Genomic DNA, 21,534 nt, shown 5'->3' with positions numbered 1-21,534 from the left:
GAGCGGGAAAAGTCTAGTGGTGGCCCACCGGTCCCGGTGTCACGCGAAGTCGGGCGTGCCGGTGGGCACGGTAAATCGGAACTCCGCCCCGCCCTCGGGCGCCTGCTGCACGGTGATGGTGCCGCCGTGGGCCTCCACCAGCCCCTTGACGATGAACAGGCCGAGGCCGGTGCCGCCACGCTTGCGGCTGTTGCCGCGCCAGAACTGCCTGAATACGCGCGGGGCCACCTCGGGCCTGACGCCCTCGCCCTGATCGCGCACCGACACGGCCACTCCCCACCCGACGGACTCGATCTCGATGGTCACGGTGCCTCGACCGTGACGCACCGCGTTTTCCACCAGGTTAGCCAGGATCTGGTCAACCTTGTCCTGGTCAAGCCACATTTCGGGAAGATCGTCACCCGTGATGAGGCGGAAGCGGTCCTCCTGCTCGCCCGCCGCGACCCGCCCGGCGACGACCCGTCGGGCCCTGGCGGGGATGTCGACGACCTGGCGGCGCAGCTCCAGCCGGCCGGACTCGATGCGGGAGACGTCGAGCAGCTCGGTGATGAGCCGGGTGACGCGGTCGGCGTCGTTGTTGACGGTCTCGAGCATGACGAGCTTCTGCTCTTCGGTGAAGCGGCCCCACTTGGCGAGCAGCGTCGCGGTGAACCCCTTGACGCTGGTCAGCGGCGAGCGCAGCTCGTGGGCGACCGTGGAGACCAGGTCGGCGCGGCTGCGCTCCAGCCGGGCCCGGGCGCCGCCGTCGCGCAGCGTGATCGCCACCCGCTCGACGTCGCCGCACCGCTCCGGCTCACGGACGAACCGCGCGGTCACGTACAGCTCCTGGCGGCCGGGCAGGTGGAGGGGCTTCTCCGGGACGCGGCTGCGGGTGCGCAGGCCGCCCTCGGGGTCGAGCGCCTTCCACCAGTCGCGGCCGTCGTTGTCGCGGAACGGGAACACTTCGTTCATGTCGCGGCCGACGGCGCGTTCGGGCGTGACGCCGGTCAGCCGGGCGGCGGCGCGGTTGACCGCGAGCACGCGGCCGAACCGGTCGGCGACGACGAGCCCGTCAGGGAGATCGTCGATCGCTATCGTGCACGCGGCGGCAACCAGCCGCCCATCGGTGTCTGCGCCGTGCACGACCTCGCCTCCTCCGCCTCCAAGGCCGACAATAGCGGGTTTCCCGCCGCCTAGGGCACTCGCTGAGCCCTGGCGGAGGAGTAAAGGCACACCGCCGCGGCGGTGGCCAGATTGAGGCTCTCGGCCTGTCCGTAGATGGGCACGCGCACCACATCGTCGGCCAGCCCGAGCACCTCTTCGGGCAGGCCCCACGCCTCGTTGCCGAAGATCCACGCGGTGGGCCCCGACAGGTCGACGTCGTCGAGCGTGTGGCGGCCCGCGCCGTCCGCCGCGAGCACGCGCAGCCCACGCTCCTTCAGCCGGCGCACGGCCTGCGCGACCGGGGCGCCGACGGCCACGGGCACGTGGAACAGGCTACCCGCGCTGGCGCGCACGCACTTGCCGTTGTACGGATCCACGCTGGCATCGGTGAAGAGCACCGCGTCCGCGCCCGCGGCGTCGGCGGCGCGCATGACGGTGCCGGCGTTGCCCGGGTCGCGCACGTGCGCGAGCACCGCCACCAGGCGGGCGGCCTCGGGCAGGGCGTCGTCGAGCGGCACGTGCACCGGCCGGCAGACGGCGACCAGGCCCTGCGGGGTGACGGTCTGCGACAGCTCGGCCATGACTTCGCCGCTGGCCCGGTGGACCGGGACGCCCTGGTCGGCGGCCGTGCCGACCAGCTCGGGATGGCGCGCCTCGGCCTCGGCGGTGGTGAACAGCTCCAGCGTGATCCCGTCCAGCTTGAGCGCCTCGCGCACCGCCTGCGGGCCCTCGGCCAGGAACTTGCGGTCCTGGTCCCGGAAGGCGCGTTTGGTGAGCCTGCGAGCCGCCTTGACCCGCGGCGACCGGACGTTGGTCAGCTCGGCTCCGGCCATCTCACTCCTGTTGGGTGCGTGCATGGAAAAGGGCCCACCACTCGGGTGAGCCCTTCCCGCAGAATTCGGGTCAGCCCGCGGCCGGCGCGTTCACGTTCGCGGGCAGCGCCTTCTTGGCGGCCTCGACGAGCGTGGCGAAGGTCTGGCTGTCGTTCACCGCGAGATCGGCGAGGATCTTGCGGTCCACCTCGATGTTGGCCAGGCGCAGGCCCTGGATGAGGCGGTTGTAGGTGATGCCGTTCTGACGAGCCGCGGCGTTGATCCGCTGGATCCACAGACGGCGGAAGGCGCCCTTGCGGTCCTTGCGGTCCCGATAGGCGTACGTCATCGAGTGGAGCATCTGCTCCTTGGCCTTGCGGTAGAGCCGCGACCGCTGGCCACGGTAACCGGTTGCCCGCTCGAGAACGACCTTGCGCTTCTTCTTGGCGTTGAGCGCCCGCTTCACGCGTGCCATTTTATTCTCCCCGGGGGTTCGCGCTACTTGCCGAGCAGCTTCTTGATCTTCTTGGTGTCGGCCTCGGAAAGGACGACCTCGTTCTTGAGACGGCGCGTCAGCTTAGACGACTTCCACTCGTTGTAGTGAGCGCGGTTGGCGCGGCGGCGCTTCACCTTGCCGGTGCCGGTAAGCCGGAACCGCTTCTTCGCACCGCTGTGCGTCTTCATCTTCGGCATCTCGCCGTCTCTCCTCAATTCGGTCGTGCCGGTGGCCGGGCCGGCGGCGGAGCCGGCCCGGTCTTCGGCGTCTTCGTCTGGCTGCTCGGGGGTGCGCCAGTAAGGCTAACCCGAGCCGCGGGTCACGCCTCCTGCTTGGAGGGCTCCTCGCTGCCATGCTGGGCCTTCGCGGCGGCCTTCTCGGCCTTGGCCTCGGCCTTCTTCTTGTGCGGACCGATCACCATGATCATGTTGCGGCCGTCCTGCTTGGGCTGGGACTCCACGAAGCCGAGCTCCTGGACGTCCTGCGCGAGCCGCTGCAGAAGCCTGAATCCCAGCTCGGGCCGGGACTGCTCGCGGCCCCTGAACATGATCGTGACTTTGACCTTGTCTCCCGCCTTGAGGAACCGGACGACGTGACCCTTCTTGGTCTCGTAGTCGTGCGGGTCGATCTTCGGCCGGAGCTTGATCTCCTTGATGATCGTGTGCGCCTGATTCTTGCGCGCCTCGCGCGCCTTCATCGCGGACTCGTACTTGAACTTTCCGTAGTCCATGAGCTTGCACACGGGCGGTCGAGCCGTCGCCGCGACCTCGACGAGGTCAAGGTCGGCTTCCTGGGCGAGCTTGAGTGCGTCGTGGATGGACACGATGCCCACCTGCTCGCCGTTCGGGCCCACGAGGCGCACCTCGGGAACTCGGATACGCTCGTTGATGCGGGGCTCAGTGCTGATGGGGCCTCCTAGGTTTGCGATCCCTACGTGCTCGTCGTGCCGGGAGCTCCCGCGAAACGCGAAAAGCCCCGCACGTCGCGCATGCGGGGCCACTGAGCTCTTCGGCATCGTGGCCTTCAAGCTCCCCGGAGTAGTCCGGCGTGATCCTTGACCCGGCCACCTTTCGGTCGCTCGGGTGGGAGGGAGACCTCCGCTTGCGCGTCCAGCAATGGCATGCCGGACCGATCAGAGAGCTACGCTACCACAACACCGGCGCGACCTCGAATCTTCCCCGTGGGCGGCGGCCGCCCTGATAAACTTCTGTCCAGTCTGGACAGAAGGAGGGGCTTCATGGGCGTTTGGCAGCTTCAGGAGGCCAAGCAGCGTTTCAGCGAGGTCGTCAGGAAGGCGCACGACGAGGGACCGCAGATCGTCACCCGTCACGGGTTGGACGTGGCGGTGATCATCGACATGGAAGAGTACCGCCGGTTCAAGGGCGAGCAGCCGGACTTCAAGGAATTCCTGCTCAACGCGCCCGACTGGGACGACGATCTGGAGTTCCCGCGTAGTAAGGAACTTCCCCGAGAAGTGGACCTGGGCTGGTGAGCGTCGGCTACCTCCTCGACACCAACGTCATCTCCGAGGTGAGGAAGCGCAACGGCAGCCCGCCCGTCAAGGAGTGGGTGAGCTCTTCCCTGGGGCCCACGCTCTACCTGAGCGCGCTGTCCATCGGCGAGATCCGCTGGGGCATCGAGCTGCGGAGGAGAAGCGACCCCCAGCAGGCCATGGTTCTCGAGCGCTGGCTCGCCACCCTCTACGCGTCGTTCCAGGACCGGATCGTGCCCATCTCTCCGGGCATCGCCGAAGCCTGGGGGCGCCTGCGCTCCGAACGCCCTCTCGCCACGGCCGACGCGCTCATCGCCGCCACGGCGAAGGTGCACGGATGGAGTGTGGTCACCCGCAACGTCAAGGATTTCGACGGACTCGGCGTGACCGTGGTCAACCCGTTCGAGTGGCCCGTCTGAGGATCTCGGCCTCGCCGGCCGCTCGCATCGCCGCAACCGGGACGTCGGCGCGGCCCGTCATCAGCTCCACCTGGCGCACCGCCTGGTGGAGCAGCATCGGGAAACCGCCGATCACGATGCCGCCCGCCGCCTCGACGGCCGCCGCCGCCCGGGTCGGCCAGGGCGAGTAGACCACGTCGAACAGCGCGGGCACACCGGCCAGCCGGTCGGCGTGCGCGTCGGCGGCGCCGCCCGGCAGGGTGGAGACCACCAGGTCGACCCCGAGGACCGTGTCGAGCTTGTCGAACGTCTGCACGGCCAGCGCCATCCCGAGCCGCTCGGCCGCGCCCACCGTCTCGCCCGCCCGTGCCGGGTCGCGGACCACCAGCGTGGCCTCGTGCAGACCCAGGTCGCGCAGCGCGGCCAGGGTCGAGCAGGCGGTGGCGCCGCCGCCCAGCACGGTCGCCGAGCGCGGCGCGGGCACCCCCGCCTCGGCCAGGGCCTGCTCGATGCCGTGGACGTCGGTGTTGTGGCCGTGGGCGGCGCCGCCGGCGAACACCACGGTGTTGGCCCCGCCGACCTCCAGCGCCACCTCGGACACGGTGTCGAGCAGCGGCAGCACGGCGCGCTTGAGCGGCATGGTCAGCGACAGCCCGGCCCACGTGCCCGGCTCCTCCGGCCCTTCGCCGCGCACCGGGCGCAGCTCGCGCAGCAGGCCAGGAAGCGCCGCCTCGTCACACTCGAACGCGTCGTAGCTCCAGCCGGACAGCCCCATCTCACGGTAGGCGGCCCGGTGCAGGTGCGGCGAGAGCGAGTGGGCGATCGGCGAGCCCATCACGGCAGCTCGCATGCACCCCCCTTTCGGTCCGCCATCATACGGGTCAGCCGCCGGACGAGTTCCGCTCCAGCTCGGCGAGGAGCGCCTGGAACTCCGCGTCGGTGGTGGCGAACTTGGTGACGTTGCTCTTCGGGTCGGTGGCGGCGAAGAACAGCCACGGCCCCTTGGCGGGGTTGAGCGCCGCCTCGATGGCGTGGTCACCGGGGTTGGCGATCGGGCCGGGCGGCAGGCCGAGGTTCTTGTACGTGTTGTACGGAGACTTGATCTCCAGCTCGGCGTGCGTCGCCCTGGTGCGGTAGCGGCGCCAGGCGTACATGACCGTGCTGTCCATCGACAGCGTCATCTCCGGCTCGTGGTTCATCCGGTTGTAGATGACCCGCGCGATCTTCGGCATGTCCTCGTGACGGCCCGCCTCCGCCTGGATGATGCTGGCGATGGTGATCATCTCGTGCGGCGTGTAGCCCATCTTCTTGGCGCTGGACTCCAGCTCGAACTTCTCGGCCGTCTGGTTGAACCGCTCGATCATCTGCGCGAGCATCTCGGCCGGGGTGGCTTTCGGCTGGAAGTCGTACGTGGCGGGGAAGACGTAGCCCTCCAGCTTGCCCTTGGCGTACGAGGGCAGTCCGAGATCCTCGGCGCTCTTGGCCGCGTTCTCGAAATCCTTCGGCTTCTTGCCGGTCTTCTCGGCGAGTTGCTTGAAGGTGTCGGACAGCCGCAGGCCTTCCTTGATCGTCGCCTTGGCCACGATCAGGTTGCCCGGGTCGAGCAGCTTGACCGCCTCGGCCGCGGCCATCTGCTTGCGCAGCTTGTACGTGCCGGGCTGCAGGGAGGAGCTCTTGCCCGCGCTGTCGATGGCGTTGGTGAAGGCCCTGGCGCTGGCGACGACACCCTGCCGCTGCAGCTCCTGCGCCACCTCGGAGGCGCTCTGGCCGTCCTTGATCTCGATGACGACCTCGCCCGTGCCCTGGCCGGTGTAGTCGTCGGGCACCAGCGCGTCGCTGACCCATCGGTAGCCGTAGTAGCCGCCGCCGCCGATGATGCCGGCCAGGATGATGAAGGCGAGCAGCGGGGCGAGGAAGCCGCCCCGGTTGCGGCGGCGCCGCCGCCTGCTGCCCCGCCGGCCGTTGCGGCCCCGGCCCCGGCGCCTGCCGCGGCCGTCGTCGTCATCCGAACCGAGCAGGAAGTCCATGTCGTCGAGATCGTTCATAGGTGAGCTGGCCAATCTCCCGGTACTGCTGGCCCGGCGCCGATTGGGAGCGCCTGGCGGCGGGGGGTCACCGAGCGGATGAGGGGGATGCGCCGGTCACGCCCTGACGACCGGCCGAGGTCACTGTGGGTAGCCATGCTAGAGGATGGAAAGAGCGCGTGTGTCCCGGCTCGGAAGGGTCGCCTGGATGGTGCGACGTCCTCCCGAACTGCGGTTACTGGCCCGGTGAGCATGAGTTCGTCCCGAGTCTCTCGTTCGGCTCTTTCCGGTATCTCACGAACTCGCTCTCTTTGCGGGTGAATTGGGTGATTCTATGCACCTGAGGTTGGCTACCAAACCTGCTGCCCGAACCCTCGGCTGTGTGTCCGCCGCCTGGCGTGCGAGCGGACGGTTCACCCAGAGTGACGGGTACACGCCGGTACGAGACGTCCGTTCCGGCATGAGCGCGCCCGCCCACTTTAGCGATCTTCAACGGCAGGGGCGTCCTGCTCACAAATGCGAGTATTCCCCCGAAAACGGCACACACACGAACCCGTTCACAACCACCCGTGTTTCCAGGCGAATCGGACGAAGCATCTGCGCGCGCCCTCCTCCGTACCCCCGCGCGACCAGCGGGGACCTCGCGCGGAACCGGCACGCGGGAAGCCGTCCGGGCAGGCCGGAGCGCGAAGGCGCGCGGATGGGTGGGTGAGATGTGCGGGGGTGGCCGGCGGCCCGTCATGAGGCGGGGTCGCCGGGCGGGGTGACGGGGTGACCCGGCGGCCTGTCGGTGCCGCGTTCGGAGTCGAGGGCGTCCTGCAGCAGCACCACCGCCGCCGCCTGGTCGATGACTCCGCGCTGCTTCTTGGCCCGCACGCCGCTGGCGCGCAGCCCGTGCTGCGCGGCGACCGTGGTGAGCCGCTCGTCGAAGAGCCGGACCGGCGTCGGGGCCAGCCGGGCCGCGAGCAGGCCCGCGAACTCGCGGGCGAGCGCCGCGGCGGCGCCCTGGCGCCCCGAGAGCGACGTGGGCAGCCCCACCACCACTTCGATCGCCTCGTGCTCGGCGGCGATCGCGGCGATGCGGTCGAGGTCGCCCTTGCCGCGCTTGACGGTCTCCACCGGCGTGGCGAGCATCCCCGATGGGTCGCTGCGCGCCACGCCGATGCGAACCGACCCGACGTCGACGCCGAGCCGTGTGCCGAACCTCATGTCAGCCGAGCTGCTCCGTGATGGCCTGTTCGACGAGCCGCAGCGCGTCGCCGATCGCCTCGGGACGGCTGCCGCCGCCCTGTGCGACGTCGTCCTTGCCGCCACCGCCACCTCCAAGCGCCTTGGCGGCGACGCCGACCAGTCGTCCGGCCTTGAGCCCGCGCTCGCGTCCCGCCTCGTTGACCGCGGCGACCACCACGGGCCGGTCGGAGGGGACGCCGGCGACAACGATCACCGCCGGCCGGTCGGACGGGAACCTGCCGCGTACGTCCAGCGCGAGCTTACGCAGATCGTCGGCGTTCGTGCCATCAGGCGCGCGGTGTGTCACGACGGACACTCCGTGCAGGTCGGTGGCCTTGCCCGCGAGTTCGCCGGCCACCTGCAGCACCTGGGCGGAGCGGACCTTCTCCAGCTCCTTCTCCGCCGCGCGGAGCCGGGTGACGATGCCCTCGACGCGCTCGGGCAGCTCCTCGCGGCGCGCCTTGAGCTGCTCGGTGAGCTGCGAGACCAGCACGCTCTCCCGCGCCAGGTAGCGGAAGGCGTCGATGCCGACCAGCGCCTCGACGCGGCGCACGCCCGCGCCCACCGACTGCTCGGCCAGCACCTTGACCAGGCCGAGCTGGCCGGAGCTGTGGACGTGGGTGCCGCCGCAGAGCTCGCGGGAGTAGTCGCCGATCTCGACCACGCGGACCTCGTCGCCGTACTTCTCGCCGAACATCGCCAGCGCGCCCATCGCCCTGGCCTCGGCCTGCGAGGTGTAGAAGGCGTTGACCTTGAGGTCGTTGACGAGGACGGCGTTGACCTCGTCCTCGACGTCGCGCAGCACGCTCTGCGGGACCGCGCCCGCGGCGGTGAAGTCGAAGCGGAAGCGGCCGGGCGAGTTCTCGGAGCCCGCCTGGGCCGCCGTCTCGCCGAGCGCGTTCTTGAAGCCGCGGTGGACCATGTGGGTGGCGCTGTGGCTGCGCGAGATCGCCCGCCGCCTCTCCAGGTCGATCTCGGCGTGCGCCTCGTCGCCGGTCTTGAGCTCGCCGCTGCGGATCCTGCCGCGGTGGACGACGAGGCCCCCGATCGGCGACTGCACGTCGAGGATCTCGACCTCGGCGCCGCCGGTGCGGATGACGCCCTGGTCGGCGAGCTGGCCGCCGCCCTCGGCGTAGAACGGGGTGCGGCCGAGCACGACCTCGACCTCGGTGCCCGCGCCCGCCGCCGGCACCGGCGCGCCGTCGACGAGGATGCCGACGATCGTGGTGTCGGCCGCGGTCTCGTCGTAGCCGAGGAACTCGACCTTGCCCGCCTCCTCCAGGAGCCGGCCGAAGATGGAGACGTCGGCGTTGCCGATCTTCTTCGCCGCCGCGTCGGCCTTGGCGCGCTCGCGCTGCTCCTTCATCAGGCGGCGGAAGCCCTCTTCGTCGACCTTGAGCCCCTGCTCGGCCGCCATCTCAAGGGTGAGGTCGATCGGGAAGCCGTAGGTGTCGTGGAGCTGGAAGGCCTGCTCGCCGGAAAGCGTGGCCGCCTTCTTGCGCTTGGTCTCCTCGACGGCCACGTCGAAGATCGCGGTGCCGGTGCGGAGCGTGCCGAGGAACGACGCCTCCTCGGCGTCGATGACCGCGTGGATCTGCGGCGCGTCGGTCTTGAGCTCGTCGTACTGCTCCCCCATGACGTTGATCGCCACGTCGGTCAGGGTGTGCATGAGCCGCCGGTCGCCGGAGCCGAGCAGGCGCAGGTTGCGCACGGTGCGGCGGAGCAGGCGGCGCAGGACGTAGCCGCGGCCCTCGTTGCCGGGCATGACGCCGTCGGCCACCAGCATGGTGCCGGCGCGCACGTGGTCGGCGATGACCCGCAGGCTCACGTCGGTGCGCGGGTCACGGCCGTAGGCGGTGCCGGTCAGCTCCGCCGCCTTGTCGAGGATCTTGTAGGTGGTGTCGATCTCGTAGATGTTGTCGACGCCCTGCAGGATCGCCGCCATGCGCTCCAGGCCCATGCCGGTGTCGATGTTCTTGCTGGGCAGCTCGCCGGCCACGTCGAAGTCGACCTTGGAGCGGACCTCGCTGAGCTGGTACTGCATGAACACGAGGTTCCACACCTCGAGGTAGCGGTCCTCGTCGGCCACGGGGCCGCCCTCGCGCCCGTACTCGGGGCCTCGGTCGTAGTAGATCTCCGAGCAGGGGCCGCCGGGGCCGGGCACGCCCATGTGCCAGTAGTTGTCGGCCAGGCCGCGCCGCTGGATGCGGTCGGCGGGCAGGCCGACCGTCTTGTGCCAGATCTCGAACGCCTCGTCGTCGTCCTGGTAGACCGTCGCCCACAGCCGGTCCTCGGGGAAGCCGAAGCCGCCCTCGGACTCGGGCTTGGTGAGCAACTCCCAGGCGTACGGGATCACCTCGGCCTTGAAGTAGTCGCCGATGGAGAAGTTGCCGAGCATCTGGAAGAACGTGGCGTGGCGGGTCGTCCTGCCGACCTCGTCGATGTCGGGGGTGCGCACGCATTTCTGCGCGGTGGCCAGCCGGGACGCCGGAGGCTTGCGCTGCCCCAGGAAGTACGGCTTGAAGGGCACCATACCGGCGGGAACCAGGAGGAGCGTCGGGTCCTCAGCGATCAGGCTGGCCGAGGGCACTACTTTGTGCCCACGCTCCTCGAAGAAGCGCAGGAAGCGGCGGGCGATCTCTGCCGACTCCATGGCGGCCGTCCTTTGCGTTAGTCGTTGTGTTCAGGGTTGTCGAGGCCGAAACGGGCCCGCAACTCGATTTCGCGGCCGGCGGCCTCGCCGAGCGCGTCAGAAGTAAAGTCTCTCACCTGTTCGAGCATGCCCGCGGCACCGTGGGCGGTCCTGCGGGCGACGTGGTTGGGGTGGAGCGCCTGCAGCTTGCGCATCACCCACAGGGAGAGGAACGCGCCGAGCGACAGGTAGAACAGCCGCCTGATCATCGCCGACGCCCCGTCCTGCGCGGCTTGCGGGCCTCGATGGCCCGGCGCACGCCGTAGCTGAGGGACGACACCTTGATCAGCGGACCGGTGAAGACGGTCTGGGTGACGGCGCTGAGCCGGGCGGCGTGGCCGGTCACCTGCTTGACGTCCCTGGCGATGGACTCGACGGCGACGAGCTGCCGGTTCGTCTCGTTGACCGTGAGGCTCATGTCGTCGAGCAGCGGCGTCAGGCGGGCGTTCAGCTCGGAGACCGCCTTGGTCGTCTCGGTGAGCAGCCTGGCGAGCTTGAGGAGCGCCATCGTGAGAACGCAGACCAGGACCACCCATCCCGTGGCCGCGATCAGCCCGGCGACCTCTCCAGCGGTAAGCATCCGCGCATCTCCCTCGTACGCTGGGCCGGAACGTCAAGACCCTATCGTGTCCGGCGGACGAGGTCGGCGATGACCGAGTCCTTGATCACGTGCCGTGCCAGGCCCGTTCCGGTCCTGACCTCGGTCATCCCGTCCCGGCGGCCCTCCTCCGGTACGCGAAACGGGCCTCCTCGCCGTGCGGGTGTGGCGGCTGGGGTCCCGTCCAAGTTCCCTGAGGGAATTCCGTTCGGATCCGTACGAGTGCGCATGCCTTCGCAACGCGGCCCCGCACGAGTGCGGATGCCTTTGAGACGCAGCCCGGTACGCGAGCTGCCGCCTCCCGGAGCAGGACACCATCGTCGCCCGGCCAGACTTCCGGCTGAAGATCGCGGGCGAGGACGCGCCCTTGGCGGCCGAGGCCGGTGCAGGACCCCGTGGCGGCCTTCGCGGGTGGTATCGCGCCGGGAGGGACCGCTACGGGACGCGGGCGTACGCGCGGGCCGGGGTGGCGCCCGACGCGGCGTGAGGCGGGACAGCGGTGAAGCAGGCGCCCGTGGGCGGCAGCGCTTCCAGGCCGGTGAGGGACTCGGCGACGGGTATGCCTGCCTCCAGGAGGAGGCTCCGCGATGCGCCGAGCGTGCGCGCATCGGTGGCGACCAGAGCGACAGCCTGTGAGACGAGCCAGCGAGCGGCTGCCTCGCTCAGACACTCGCCGGCCTGGGTCTGCAGGAGGACCGCGTGACCGCGGACGGCGAAGGGCGCCAGAGCACCGACGCCGATCGTCTCCCAGCCCGCCCCAGAGGCACGCACCACCACCGCGGGAAGCTCGACCGTACGTGCAAGAACGTCAATAGCCTCCTCGCGGGTCACTGACGGCCCATCGCCACCAACCACCGTCTCCGGGCCGATTCCGGCAGCCTCCCCCTCACCAGCGGGAGCCTCCCCTCGGCCCGTGTCCGACCCGGCCGAGGGCTCCGCAAGAGCTGCAGCGCGCTCGACACCACCCGAGCCCTCCCCGCCGACTACGGCAGGTCCAATCCCACCAGCTCCGGTCTCCCCGCAGGCCGCGGCGGGCCCGGCCACAGCCGCCGCGGCCTCTCCTCGGCCTGCGACCGGCCCGAGCATGCCGACCGCGACCTCCTCACGGACCGCAGCGTGCTCGACACCAGCCGAACGCTCCCCGCAGACTGCGGCAAGCCCGACCACACCCGCCGCAGCCTCCCCTCGGCCTGTGGCCGGTCCAAGCGGGCCGACCGCAGCCTCCCCACGGACTGCGACGCGCTCGACATCAGTCGAACCCTCCCCGCAGGCTGCGGCAGGACCGACTACGCCGGCTGCGGTACCCGTGAGCGCCGCTGGAGCGGCTACGCCAGCAGGGAGTTCCAGGCGGGTGGCGGGGGTGTCGAGAGGGAGGATGCGGCCGTGGAAGGCCGCGGGGGCGGTGCGGTCGCTCGGGCCGCCTCGGGTGCCTTTGTGCGGTTCGGGGAAGACGCGCACGTTGGAGAGCTCGACCGCGTCGGTCATCAACAGCCCGAGTGAGGCCACGAACAGGGCGGCGATCTCGTCCTCGGTGACGCCGGGCGAGGGCACGTCGACGCGGAAGTCGTGGACGGTCAGATCGCCGCCGTTGCCGAAGGTGATGGACGCGTCGAAGGCTGCGCGGTGGTCGGTCATCGCCGGGTGTCCATGAGGTCGGGAATGTCGTGGTCGGTCATGCCCCGGGGAGCCACGAGCTCATGGATGGGCGCGGTCATGGGGATCCGCGCAGGAAGTCGCGGATGCGCGCCCAGCGTTCGGCGACCGGCGCCTCGGCGCCGTGGCGGGTGGGCTCGTAGTAGCGCCGGTCGCGGATCTGCTCGGGCGCGTAGTCCTGGCGGACGAGGCCGTGCTCGAAGTCGTGGGGGTACTTGTAGGCCTCGCCGTGGCCGAGCTTGGCCGCGCCGGGGTAGTGGGCGTCGCGCAGGTGGCCGGGCACCTGGCCGATGAGGCCGCGCCGGACGTCGCCGACGGCGGCGCCGATGGCCTTCACCACGGCGTTGGACTTGGGGGCCAGCGCGCAGTGGATGACCGCGTGGGCGAGGTTGATCTGGCCTTCGGGCAGGCCGATGAGCTGCACCGCCTGGGCGGCGGCGACCGCGGTCTGCAGGCAGGCGGGGTCGGCCATGCCGACGTCCTCGGAGGCGAAGATGACGATGCGGCGGGCGATGAAGCGCGGGTCCTCCCCCGCCTCGATCATGCGGGCCAGGTAGTGGAGCGCGGCGTCGGCGTCGGAGCCGCGCATCGACTTGATGAACGCGCTGATGACGTCGTAGTGCTGGTCACCCTGCCGGTCGTAGCGGACGGCCGCCTTGTCGACGGCCTTCTCCACCACCTCGATCGTGATGTCGTCGGACAGCAGGGCCGCCGCTTCGAGGTAGGTCAGCGATCTGCGGGCGTCGCCGCCGGCGAGGCGGACGAGCTGGTCCAGGGCCTCCGGGGCGAGCGTGGCGCGTCCGCCGAGCCCGCGCTCGTCGGACACCGCCCGTTCCAGCACCGCGCGGACGTCGTCGTCGCCGAGAGATTCGAGGGTGAGCAGCAGCGAGCGCGACAGCAGCGGCGAGATGACGGAGAAGAACGGGTTCTCGGTGGTGGCGCCGATGAAGGTGACCCAGCGGTTCTCGACGGCGGGCAGCAGGGCGTCCTGCTGGGCCTTGTTGAAGCGGTGCACCTCGTCGACGAAGAGCACGGTCTGGCGGCCGCTCATGCCGAGCTCGCGGCGGGCGGCGTCGATGGCGGCGCGGACGTCCTTGACGCCGGCGGAGACGGCGGAGATCTCCACGAAGCGGCGCTTGGTGACGTTGGACACGACGTAGGCGAGGGTGGTCTTGCCGGTGCCCGGCGGCCCCCACAGGAACAGCGACATCGGCGCCTCGCTCTCGACCAGCCGGCGCAGCGGCGTGCCGGGGCCGAGCAGGTGGCGCTGGCCGATCACCTCGTCGAGGCTGCGGGGACGCATGCGCACGGCCAGGGGCTGAGGTGTGGCCTCCTCGGCCGCCGAATCGAACAAGCTCTCCACATCCGCGAGGTTACAGCTCCCACACGGCTCTCGCGCCCGAGTCCCCCGCCAGGAAGACGTAGTACGCCGTCACCGCGGCCAGCACCACGGTCAGGGCGGACAGCACCGCCGTGCCGGGCCTGCCGAACCGGTCGCCGCGGGAGGCGTAGACCAGGACGAGCGACACCGAACCGAGACCCGCGGCCGACAGCAGCAGGGGGACGGCGTGCGCCTCGTGGGCGCTGATCCGCTGGCCGAGCTCGCCCCCGGCGGTGGCGAAGCGGGCGGCCTTGAGGCTCTGCCCGCTCTGCCAGGCGGCGAAGACAGCCACGGGGGCGGCGATCGAGAGCAGCGTCACCGCCCACGCCGTCGCGGCCCGCCAGCGGGGCACGAGGGCGTAGGCTACGGCGACCGCCACGAGCATGGGCGTCAGCACCACCGCGAAGTGCACCACGAGGGGGTGCGCGGGCAGGCCGAGAACCTGATCGAACATCCGGGGCTCCTTAGTTTCGTTTTCAACTACGAATCCCGGATCGATATGGTTCCACCCTTCCGGCCACACAGGTGGCTTCTGGTCACTTACGTCCAGCACATATCTAGGGCCGGTAGCATTCCCCAAGTTGTTTGGTCATGTGTAGGCAAAGATGGAGGACATACCGGTGAGCGGCGACGACGACGACCGCCAGAGCGAATTGGCGCGTCAGCACAAGGAGCGGCAGCGGCAACGCGCCGCCGAGCAGTCGTCCAAGGCGAGGCGCAACACCTTCATCGGCGCGGGCGTGGCCGTCGCTGTGGTGGCCGGTGGCATCTTCGCCGTGACGACCCTGGTCAACAACAACGCGCCAGGCACGCCGGCGGCGGCCGAGTCCTCGGCGTCCGCCAGTCCCACGGAGGAGCCCATCACGGCGCTTCCGACGCCGACCAAGACCGGCCCGGTGACCTGCCAATACAAGCGGGACACCTCGGACGTGCCGATGAAGTACGTGGGCATGCCGGGCAAGAAGCCGAACCTGAAGCTGTCGAAGATGACGGTCACGACCAACCACGGTGACATCGTCATCGAGGTCGACCCGCAGCTCACGCCCTGCTCGGTGAACTCGATGGCGTTCCTGGCCAAGAAGGGCTTCTACGACAACACCAAGTGTCACCGGCTGGTGACGCCCGAGGTGTCGGGACTCTACCTGCTGCAGTGCGGCGACCCGAAGGCCAAGGCCGACGGCGAGAACCCGACCGACGGCCAGGGCACGGCGGGCTACACGTTCCTCGACGAGGCCGCGGGCGCGATCCCGTACGGCAGGGGCGTGGTGTTCCTGACGCAGCCGGCCGACGCGGCGGGCCAGAACAGCAGCCAGTTCGCCATCTCGCTGTCGGACGAGAACACCCAGATCGACCCGGTCTACTCGGTGCTCGGCATGGTGACCTCCGGCCTGGAGATCATCGACAAGGTGGCCAAGGACGGCGTGATCGTCAACGACGACGACATCACCGGAGACGGCGGCTCCACGGCGCCCAAGACGCCGATCATCATCAAGAAGGTCAAGCTCTCCTGAGAAGAGCCGCGAAAGATACGGCAGGCGCCGCGGTGGGCGCCTGCCGTTTCGCATGTCAGGCGTCGGCCTTGGGCCGGGCGTCGACGCCCGCCTCCTTGCGCTGGCCTGCCGTGATGGGCGTGGGCGCGCCGGTGAGCGGGTCGAAGCCGGAGGCCGTCTTCGGGAACGCGATCACGTCGCGGATCGACTCGCCGTCCGACAGCAGCATGCAGATGCGGTCCCAGCCGTAGGCGATGCCGCCGTGCGGCGGCGGGCCGTACTTGAACGCCTCCAGCAGGAAGCCGAACTTGCTCTCCGCCTCCTCCTTGGAGATGCCGAGCACGTCGAAGACGCGCTGCTGCATCTCGGCGCGGTGGATGCGGATCGAGCCGCCGCCGATCTCCATGCCGTTGCAGACCATGTCGTAGGCGTAGGCGAGCGCCTCGCCCGGATGGTCCTGGAAGTTGTCGGACCACTCCGGCTTGGGGCCGGTGAACGGGTGGTGCACGGCGGTCCAGCCGCCCTCGCCGTCCTCCTCGAACATGGGCGCGTCCACGACCCACAGGAACGACCAGAGCGACTCGTCGATGAGCCCGCAGCGGCGGCCGATCTCCAGGCGGGCGGCGCCGAGCAGGTCGCGGGCCGCGCCGCGGGCGCCCGCGGCGAAGAACACCGCGTCGCCGGGCGCGGCGCCGACCTTGCCCGCCAGGCCGGAGATCTCCTGCTCGGACAGGTTCTTGGCGACCGGGCCGCCGAGCGTGCCGTCTTCCTGGACGAGCACGTAGGCCAGGCCCTTGGCCCCGCGGCTGCGCGCCCACTCCTGCCAGCCGTCGAGCTCCTTGCGGGTCTGGGAGGCGCCGCCCGGCATGACCACCGCGCCGACGTACTCGGCCTGGAAGACGCGGAAGGAGGTGCCGGAGAAGTAGTCGGTCATGTCGACGAGCTCCTGGCCGAAGCGCAGGTCGGGCTTGTCGGAGCCGTAGCGGGCCATCGCGTCGGCGTAGGTCATGCGGGGCAGCGGCAGGGGGATCTCGTAGCCGAGGATCTCGCGCCACAGCCGGCCGATCAGCTTCTCGCCGACCGCGATGACGTCCTCCTGGTCGACGAAGGACATCTCGATGTCGATCTGGGTGAACTCCGGCTGCCGGTCGGCGCGCAGGTCCTCGTCGCGGTAGCACTTGGCGAGCTGGTAGTAGCGCTCCAGGCCGGCCACCTGCAGCAGCTGCTTGAACAGCTGCGGCGACTGCGGCAGGGCGTACCAGCTGCCCGGCTGGAGCCGGACCGGCACCAGGAAGTCGCGGGCGCCCTCGGGGGTGGAGCGGGTCAGCGTCGGCGTCTCGACGTAGACGAAGCCGAGCTCGTTCATCACCTCGTTGGCGAGGTAGGTCGCCTTGGAGCGCACCCGCATCGCCTCGGCCACCTGCGGGCGGCGGATGTCGAGGTAGCGGTACTTCAGCCGGGCCTCCTCGGAGACGCCCGTGCCGCCCTCGATGGGGAACGGCAGCGGCGCGGACTCGCTGAGCACCTCGACCGCGTCGGCCACCACCTCGACCTCGCCGGTGGGCAGGTCGGGGTTCTCGTTGCCCTCGGGGCGCACGCGGACCTGGCCGACCACCTTCACGCAGTATTCGGCGCGCAGGTCGTGGGCGTGGTCCTCCTCCCGGAAGACCACCTGCGCCGAGCCGGAGGCGTCGCGCAGATCGATGAAGACCACCCCGCCGTGGTCACGGCGGCGGGCCACCCATCCGGCGAGCGTCACCTGCTGCCCGGCGTGCTCCTTGCGGAGCGACCCGGCCGTATGCGTGCGGATCACTGCACTTTCCCCTTCAAGACTTCCACGACCCGGGCCAGCGGCACCTCGGTCTGCTCAGCGGTGGTCAGGTCTTTCACTTGCACGGCTTGCGCCGCCAGGTCACGCTCGCCCAGGATCAGCGCGTAACGGGCCCCCGAGCGGTCGGCGCCCTTCATCGCTCCCTTGAGCCCCTTGCCGCCGAAGGCCATGTCGGCGCTGACGCCGGCCTCACGCAGCTCGGCCACGAGCAGGAACATCCGGCGGCGGGCGTCGTCGCCCAGCGCGACACCGTACACCTGGACGCCGCCGGGCGTGGCATCGCCGAGCAGCCCCTCGGACTCCATGGCCAGGACCGTGCGGTCGACGCCGAGCGCCCAGCCGACGCTGGGCAGCGGCGGGCCGCCGAGCATCTCGCTGAGCCCGTCGTAGCGGCCGCCGCCGCCGATCGCCGACTGCGAGCCGAGCCCGCCGTGGACGAACTCGAACGTGGTGCGGGTGTAGTAGTCGAGCCCGCGCACCAGCCTCGGGTCGTCCTCGTACGCGACGCCGGAGGCCTTCAGCAGGGCGCGGACCTCCTCGTGGTAGGCCTTGCAGGCGGCGCACAGGTGGTCGACGACCAGCGGCGCGCCGCCGAGCTGGGCCTGCACCTCGGGGCGCTTGTCGTCGAGCACCCGCAGCGGGTTGATCTCGATGCGGGCCCGCGTCTCCTCGTCCAGGTCGAGCCCGCGCAGGAACTCCTGCAGCGCGGCGCGGTAGGCGGGGCGGCAGGTCTTGTCGCCGAGCGAGTTGAGCAGCAGCGTGAACTGACGCAGGCCCAGCGAGGCGAAGGCGCGGGCGGCGAGCACGATCAGCTCGGCGTCGAGCGCCGGGTCCTCGGCGCCCAGCGCCTCCGCGCCGACCTGCCAGAAGTGGCGGTAGCGGCCCTTCTGGGCGCGCTCGTAGCGGAACTGGCTGCCCGAGTACCACAGCTTCACCGGCAGCTGGCCGTTGTGCAGGCCGTGCTGGAGCACGGCGCGGACCACCGACGCCGTGCCCTCCGGGCGCAACGTCAGCGAACGGCCCTTCTTGTCGGGGAAGGTGTACATCTCCTTGGAGACGATGTCGGTCGACTCGCCCACTCCCCTGGCGAACAGCTGGGTGTCTTCGAAGACCGGCGTCTCGACGTAGCCGTATCCCGCGCGCCTGGCCGGGGCGACGAGCGCCTCGCGGACGGCGAGCACCTGCTCGGAGCGGGGAGGCAGCCAGTCGAAGGTGCCTTTGGGTGCTTGGAAGGTCATCAGATTCCTCTTGTGGGACCGGCGTGCGGCGCGGCCTCCTTGAGATAAGGATTGGTGGCGCGCTCGCGGCCGATCGTGGTCTGTGGTCCGTGGCCCGGCAGGACGACCGTATCGTCAGGCAGCGGCAGGCACTTGGCGGCGAGGCTGCGCAGGATCGTCGGATAGTCGCCGCCCGGCAGGTCGGTGCGGCCGATGGAGCCGGCGAACAGCAGGTCACCGGAGAACATCACGCCGCGGCCCGCGTCTCCCCTGAAGCTCACCGACCCCCTGGTATGGCCGGGCGTGTGGTCGACGACCAGCTCCATGCCCGCGAGCTCCAGCGTGGCGCCGTCGGACAGCTCGCGCACGTCGTCGGGCTCGCTGAGGGTGAGGTCGCCGAAGAGGGAGGAACTCGTGGAAGACCAGCCCGCCGCCGGGTCGCTCAGCAGGTGGCGGTCGTCGGGGTGGATCCAGGCCGGTACGCCGCGCGCGCCGCACACCGGGGCGACCGACCAGACGTGGTCGAGGTGGCCGTGGGTGAGCAGGACCGCGACCGGCTTGAGACGATGCTCACGCAGCAGTTCGTCGACCCCCTCGACAGCGTCCTGACCGGGGTCTATGATCACGCACTCCTCGCCTTCCGCGGGCGCGATGACGTAACAATTGGTCTGGAAGGCCCCTGCGGGGAAGCCGGCGATGAGCATCTGCCTCAGCTGATCTCGTCAAAAAAGCCAATGGGAATGTAACCGAAGGGTACCGGTGCGGGTCGCCGGGCTGCGAATCATCGGCCTTTGGCCGATACGATTCGCCCACCTCAGTTGATTGACTACGGGAGGCAAAGCGGTGGCCACGGGCAAGGACCGGCAGAAGCAGCTGGCACGCGAGCACTACGAGCGCCAACAGCAGCGCCGGCTCGAGCGCGAGCAGCGCAACAAGCGCATGGCGATCATCGGCTCCACCGTGGGCGTCGTCGTCGTGGTCGGCGGCATCGTGGCCTCGGTCGCCCTGCTGGGCGGCGGCGACGAGCCCACAGAGGCGGCCGCCGAGCCGTCGGCGCAGGCGAGCACGTCCGCCCCGGCGGTCGCTCAGCCGAAGCCCTACGACGAGAAGACCGGCACCTGCGGCTACGTCGCCGACACCGGCGGCGGTCAGGTCAAGGACGTCGGCATGCCGCCGGAGAAGGTGGACCTGAAGCCGGCCAAGAAGACGATGACGATGAAGACCGGCCTCGGCGACATCGTGGTCGAGCTCGACAACGCCAAGGCGCCGTGCACCGTCAACTCGCTGCAGTTCCTGGCGGAGAAGGACTATTACGACGGCAGCAAGTGCCACCGGCTGGGCAACGAGCAGTTCCCGATGCTGCAGTGCGGCGACCCGACGGCCAAGGCCGACGGCAAGAGCCAGACCGACGGCTCGGGCGGCCCCGGCTACGTGCTGGTGGAGGAGAACACCAAGGACGCCAAGTACAAGCGGGGCGTGATGGCGATGGCCAAGACGCAGGCCCCGGGCAGCACGGGCAGCCAGTTCTTCCTGGTGTACGGCGATATCCAGCTCGACCCGCTTTACACACCGGTGGGTACGATCACGAAGGGGCTCGACATCCTGGACAAGGTGAACAAGGCGGGTGTCCTGGCAGGTACGGCTGACGGCACCGGAGCGCCGAAGGAAACCGTGGAAATCAAAGACGTGACAATCGCTGGCAAGAGCTGACGTAATACAAACTAGGGACGAACAGTCCCGAAGGGTCTGATGGAAAGTGCGGGAGGACACGGTGAGCACCGACCCGTGGGGCCGGGTAGACGACGACGGCACCGTCTACGTGCGAACGGCTGAGGGAGAGCGGGCCGTCGGGTCCTGGCAGGCCGGCGAACCCGAAGAGGCGCTGGCCTACTTCCATCGCAAGTACGACGAGCTGGCGGGCCAGGTCCAGCTGCTGGAGCAGCGGGTGCGGGGCACCGACCTGGCGCCCGCGCAGGCCGAGGCGAGCATCGTCAAGCTGCGCGAGGCCGTGGCCGACGCGCACGCCGTCGGTGACCTCGGCGCGCTGACGGCCCGGCTCGACGGGCTGACCGCACTGGTCGCGCAGCGCCGCGAGGAGCTGAAGGCGGCGCGCGAGGTCGCCCGCGCCGAGGCCAGGGCCGTCAAGGAGCGGATCGTCGCCGAGGCCGAGCGCATCGCCGAGGAGACCACCCACTGGAAGTCCGGCGGTGAGCGGCTGCGCCAGCTCGTCGAGGAGTGGAAGGCCGCCGACCGGATCGACAGGGTGACGGAGGCGCAGCTGTGGAAGCGCCTGTCGACCGCCCGCACCGCCTTCGCCAAGCGGCGCAAGGCCTACTTCGCCACCCTCGACGAGCAGCGCGAGGGCGTGCGTGCCACCAAGGAGGCCATCGTCGCCGAGGCCGAGGCGATCGCCGACTCCACCGACTGGGGGCAGACCGCGGCCGTCTACCGGGATCTGATGCAACGCTGGAAGAGCGCCGGCCGGGCCTCCAGGGAGGTCGAGGACGAGCTGTGGGGTCGCTTCAAGGCCGCCCAGGACCAGTTCTTCCAGGCCCGCTCGGCGGTGTTCGCCGAGCGTGACGCCTCGCTCGCCGCCAACGCGCAGGTGAAGGAGGAGCTGCTGATCGAGGCCGAGAAGCTGCTCCCGGTCACCGACGTGCGCACCGCCAGGGGCCAGCTCCGCCACATCCTGGAGCGCTGGGAGGCGGCCGGCCCGGTGCCCCGCGAGCACCGCGACCGCCTGGAAGGCGGGCTGCGCAAGGTCGACGAGGCCGTGCGCAAGGCCGAGGACGCCGAGTGGAAGCGCTCCAACCCCGAGGCCCGCGCCCGCGCCCAGAGCACCGTCGACCAGCTGCGCACCTCCATCGAGCAGTTGGAGAAGCGCCTGGCCAAGGCGCAGGCGGCCGGACGGGCCAAGGACGTCAAGGAGGCGGAGGAGGCCATCACGGCCCGCCGCGCCTGGCTGGAGGAGGCCGAGCGCACGCTCGCCGAGTTCAGCTGACCGAGCCCGGCTCGCGGTCCCTGCCCAGCGGAGGCGGGGCCGGCGAGCCGGAGGTCTCGATCATGGTGTGCCCGGT

General features: G+C 70.3%; 22 protein-coding genes. 5 read left to right on the top strand and 17 right to left on the bottom strand.

Annotated features, from left to right (window positions below):
* Positions 1-39: 39 nt before the first annotated feature.
* From ACZ6YG_RS40660 to infC, 5 genes are all read right to left on the bottom strand, one after another.
* Positions 40-1,122, bottom strand: a complete 1,083-nt coding sequence (locus tag ACZ6YG_RS40660) for a sensor histidine kinase (protein WP_148031212.1) — start codon at positions 1,120-1,122, stop codon at positions 40-42.
* 50 nt (positions 1,123-1,172) lie between these two features.
* Entirely contained in the window at positions 1,173-1,976 is an 804-nt protein-coding gene (locus ACZ6YG_RS40655) for a TrmH family RNA methyltransferase (protein ID WP_219543311.1), read from the bottom strand.
* Positions 1,977-2,046: 70 nt separating this feature from the next.
* Entirely contained in the window at positions 2,047-2,430 is a 384-nt protein-coding gene (gene rplT, locus ACZ6YG_RS40650) for a 50S ribosomal protein L20 (protein ID WP_148031211.1), read from the bottom strand.
* 23 nt (positions 2,431-2,453) lie between these two features.
* Entirely contained in the window at positions 2,454-2,648 is a 195-nt protein-coding gene (gene rpmI / locus ACZ6YG_RS40645) for a 50S ribosomal protein L35 (protein ID WP_148031210.1), read from the bottom strand.
* Between the two features lie 122 nt (positions 2,649-2,770).
* On the bottom strand, positions 2,771-3,340 hold the full coding sequence (gene infC, locus ACZ6YG_RS40640) for a translation initiation factor IF-3 (protein WP_261808858.1): 570 nt from the start codon (positions 3,338-3,340) through the stop codon (positions 2,771-2,773).
* Between the two features lie 348 nt (positions 3,341-3,688).
* On the opposite strand from infC, the gene ACZ6YG_RS40635 reads away from it, so the two are divergent.
* Both ACZ6YG_RS40635 and ACZ6YG_RS40630 read left to right on the top strand, forming a co-directional pair.
* On the top strand, positions 3,689-3,943 hold the full coding sequence (locus ACZ6YG_RS40635) for a type II toxin-antitoxin system Phd/YefM family antitoxin (RefSeq protein WP_466020889.1): 255 nt from the start codon (positions 3,689-3,691) through the stop codon (positions 3,941-3,943).
* A complete protein-coding gene (locus ACZ6YG_RS40630; protein ID WP_466020888.1) occupies positions 3,940-4,362 on the top strand; it encodes a PIN domain-containing protein in 423 nt (140 codons plus the stop codon). The genes ACZ6YG_RS40635 and ACZ6YG_RS40630 overlap by 4 nt, the downstream gene beginning before the upstream one ends.
* Here ACZ6YG_RS40630 and ACZ6YG_RS40625 read toward each other — a convergent pair.
* The 9 genes from ACZ6YG_RS40625 to ACZ6YG_RS40585 all read right to left on the bottom strand — a co-directional run bounded on the left by ACZ6YG_RS40625 (position 4,337) and on the right by ACZ6YG_RS40585 (position 14,373).
* Positions 4,337-5,191 carry a shikimate dehydrogenase gene (locus tag ACZ6YG_RS40625; RefSeq protein WP_466020887.1) on the bottom strand — a complete coding sequence of 285 codons (855 nt, stop codon included), beginning with the start codon at positions 5,189-5,191 and terminating at the stop codon, positions 4,337-4,339. The genes ACZ6YG_RS40630 and ACZ6YG_RS40625 overlap by 26 nt on opposite strands.
* 31 nt (positions 5,192-5,222) lie before the next feature.
* The gene (gene mltG / locus ACZ6YG_RS40620) at positions 5,223-6,386 is read right to left on the bottom strand and encodes an endolytic transglycosylase MltG (protein WP_271279477.1); all 1,164 of its coding nucleotides are present in this window, start codon (positions 6,384-6,386) and stop codon (positions 5,223-5,225) included.
* A gap of 717 nt (positions 6,387-7,103) precedes the next feature.
* Positions 7,104-7,574 (bottom strand): Holliday junction resolvase RuvX, encoded by a 471-nt coding sequence (ruvX, locus tag ACZ6YG_RS40615; protein WP_466020886.1) that lies wholly within the window; start codon positions 7,572-7,574, stop codon positions 7,104-7,106.
* Position 7,575: 1 nt separating this feature from the next.
* Positions 7,576-10,248, bottom strand: a complete 2,673-nt coding sequence (alaS, locus tag ACZ6YG_RS40610) for an alanine--tRNA ligase (RefSeq protein ID WP_364234441.1) — start codon at positions 10,246-10,248, stop codon at positions 7,576-7,578.
* A gap of 17 nt (positions 10,249-10,265) precedes the next feature.
* Positions 10,266-10,496, bottom strand: a complete 231-nt coding sequence (locus ACZ6YG_RS40605; RefSeq protein ID WP_148031203.1) for a hypothetical protein — start codon at positions 10,494-10,496, stop codon at positions 10,266-10,268.
* Positions 10,493-10,867: a DUF948 domain-containing protein gene (locus ACZ6YG_RS40600; RefSeq protein ID WP_219543314.1), complete on the bottom strand. Its 375-nt coding sequence runs from the start codon at positions 10,865-10,867 to the stop codon at positions 10,493-10,495. The genes ACZ6YG_RS40605 and ACZ6YG_RS40600 overlap by 4 nt, the downstream gene beginning before the upstream one ends.
* 453 nt (positions 10,868-11,320) lie before the next feature.
* The gene (locus ACZ6YG_RS40595) at positions 11,321-12,520 is read right to left on the bottom strand and encodes a hypothetical protein (protein WP_466020885.1); all 1,200 of its coding nucleotides are present in this window, start codon (positions 12,518-12,520) and stop codon (positions 11,321-11,323) included.
* Positions 12,521-12,596: 76 nt separating this feature from the next.
* Positions 12,597-13,901, bottom strand: a complete 1,305-nt coding sequence (locus tag ACZ6YG_RS40590; RefSeq protein ID WP_148031201.1) for a replication-associated recombination protein A — start codon at positions 13,899-13,901, stop codon at positions 12,597-12,599.
* Positions 13,902-13,911: 10 nt separating this feature from the next.
* Positions 13,912-14,373 (bottom strand): DUF2231 domain-containing protein, encoded by a 462-nt coding sequence (locus ACZ6YG_RS40585; RefSeq protein ID WP_219543316.1) that lies wholly within the window; start codon positions 14,371-14,373, stop codon positions 13,912-13,914.
* Positions 14,374-14,539: 166 nt separating this feature from the next.
* Here ACZ6YG_RS40585 and ACZ6YG_RS40580 point away from each other — a divergent pair, with 166 nt between their 5' ends.
* The gene (locus ACZ6YG_RS40580) at positions 14,540-15,430 is read left to right on the top strand and encodes a peptidylprolyl isomerase (protein WP_148031199.1); all 891 of its coding nucleotides are present in this window, start codon (positions 14,540-14,542) and stop codon (positions 15,428-15,430) included.
* A 55-nt stretch (positions 15,431-15,485) separates the two neighbouring features.
* Here the strand turns inward: ACZ6YG_RS40580 and aspS are convergent, their stop codons facing one another.
* From aspS to ACZ6YG_RS40565, 3 genes are read right to left on the bottom strand one after another with little or no spacing between them, the layout of a single operon-like run.
* Positions 15,486-17,222: an aspartate--tRNA ligase gene (aspS, locus tag ACZ6YG_RS40575; RefSeq protein ID WP_148031198.1), complete on the bottom strand. Its 1,737-nt coding sequence runs from the start codon at positions 17,220-17,222 to the stop codon at positions 15,486-15,488.
* Complete coding sequence (gene hisS / locus ACZ6YG_RS40570; RefSeq protein WP_271279056.1) at positions 17,219-18,478, bottom strand: histidine--tRNA ligase; 1,260 nt, start codon at positions 18,476-18,478, stop codon at positions 17,219-17,221. Before hisS ends, aspS begins: the two co-directional genes overlap by 4 nt.
* Positions 18,478-19,161: an MBL fold metallo-hydrolase gene (locus ACZ6YG_RS40565; protein ID WP_148031196.1), complete on the bottom strand. Its 684-nt coding sequence runs from the start codon at positions 19,159-19,161 to the stop codon at positions 18,478-18,480. Before ACZ6YG_RS40565 ends, hisS begins: the two co-directional genes overlap by 1 nt.
* Positions 19,162-19,300: 139 nt before the next feature.
* Here ACZ6YG_RS40565 and ACZ6YG_RS40560 point away from each other — a divergent pair, with 139 nt between their 5' ends.
* Positions 19,301-20,167 carry a peptidylprolyl isomerase gene (locus ACZ6YG_RS40560; protein ID WP_148031195.1) on the top strand — a complete coding sequence of 289 codons (867 nt, stop codon included), beginning with the start codon at positions 19,301-19,303 and terminating at the stop codon, positions 20,165-20,167.
* Positions 20,168-20,228: 61 nt separating this feature from the next.
* The gene (locus ACZ6YG_RS40555; RefSeq protein ID WP_148031194.1) at positions 20,229-21,458 is read left to right on the top strand and encodes a DUF349 domain-containing protein; all 1,230 of its coding nucleotides are present in this window, start codon (positions 20,229-20,231) and stop codon (positions 21,456-21,458) included.
* Positions 21,459-21,534: the final 76 nt, after the last annotated feature.

This window comes from Nonomuraea sp. NPDC054003, assembly GCF_055585125.1.
This window is presented reverse-complemented; position numbering and strand designations above follow the sequence as displayed.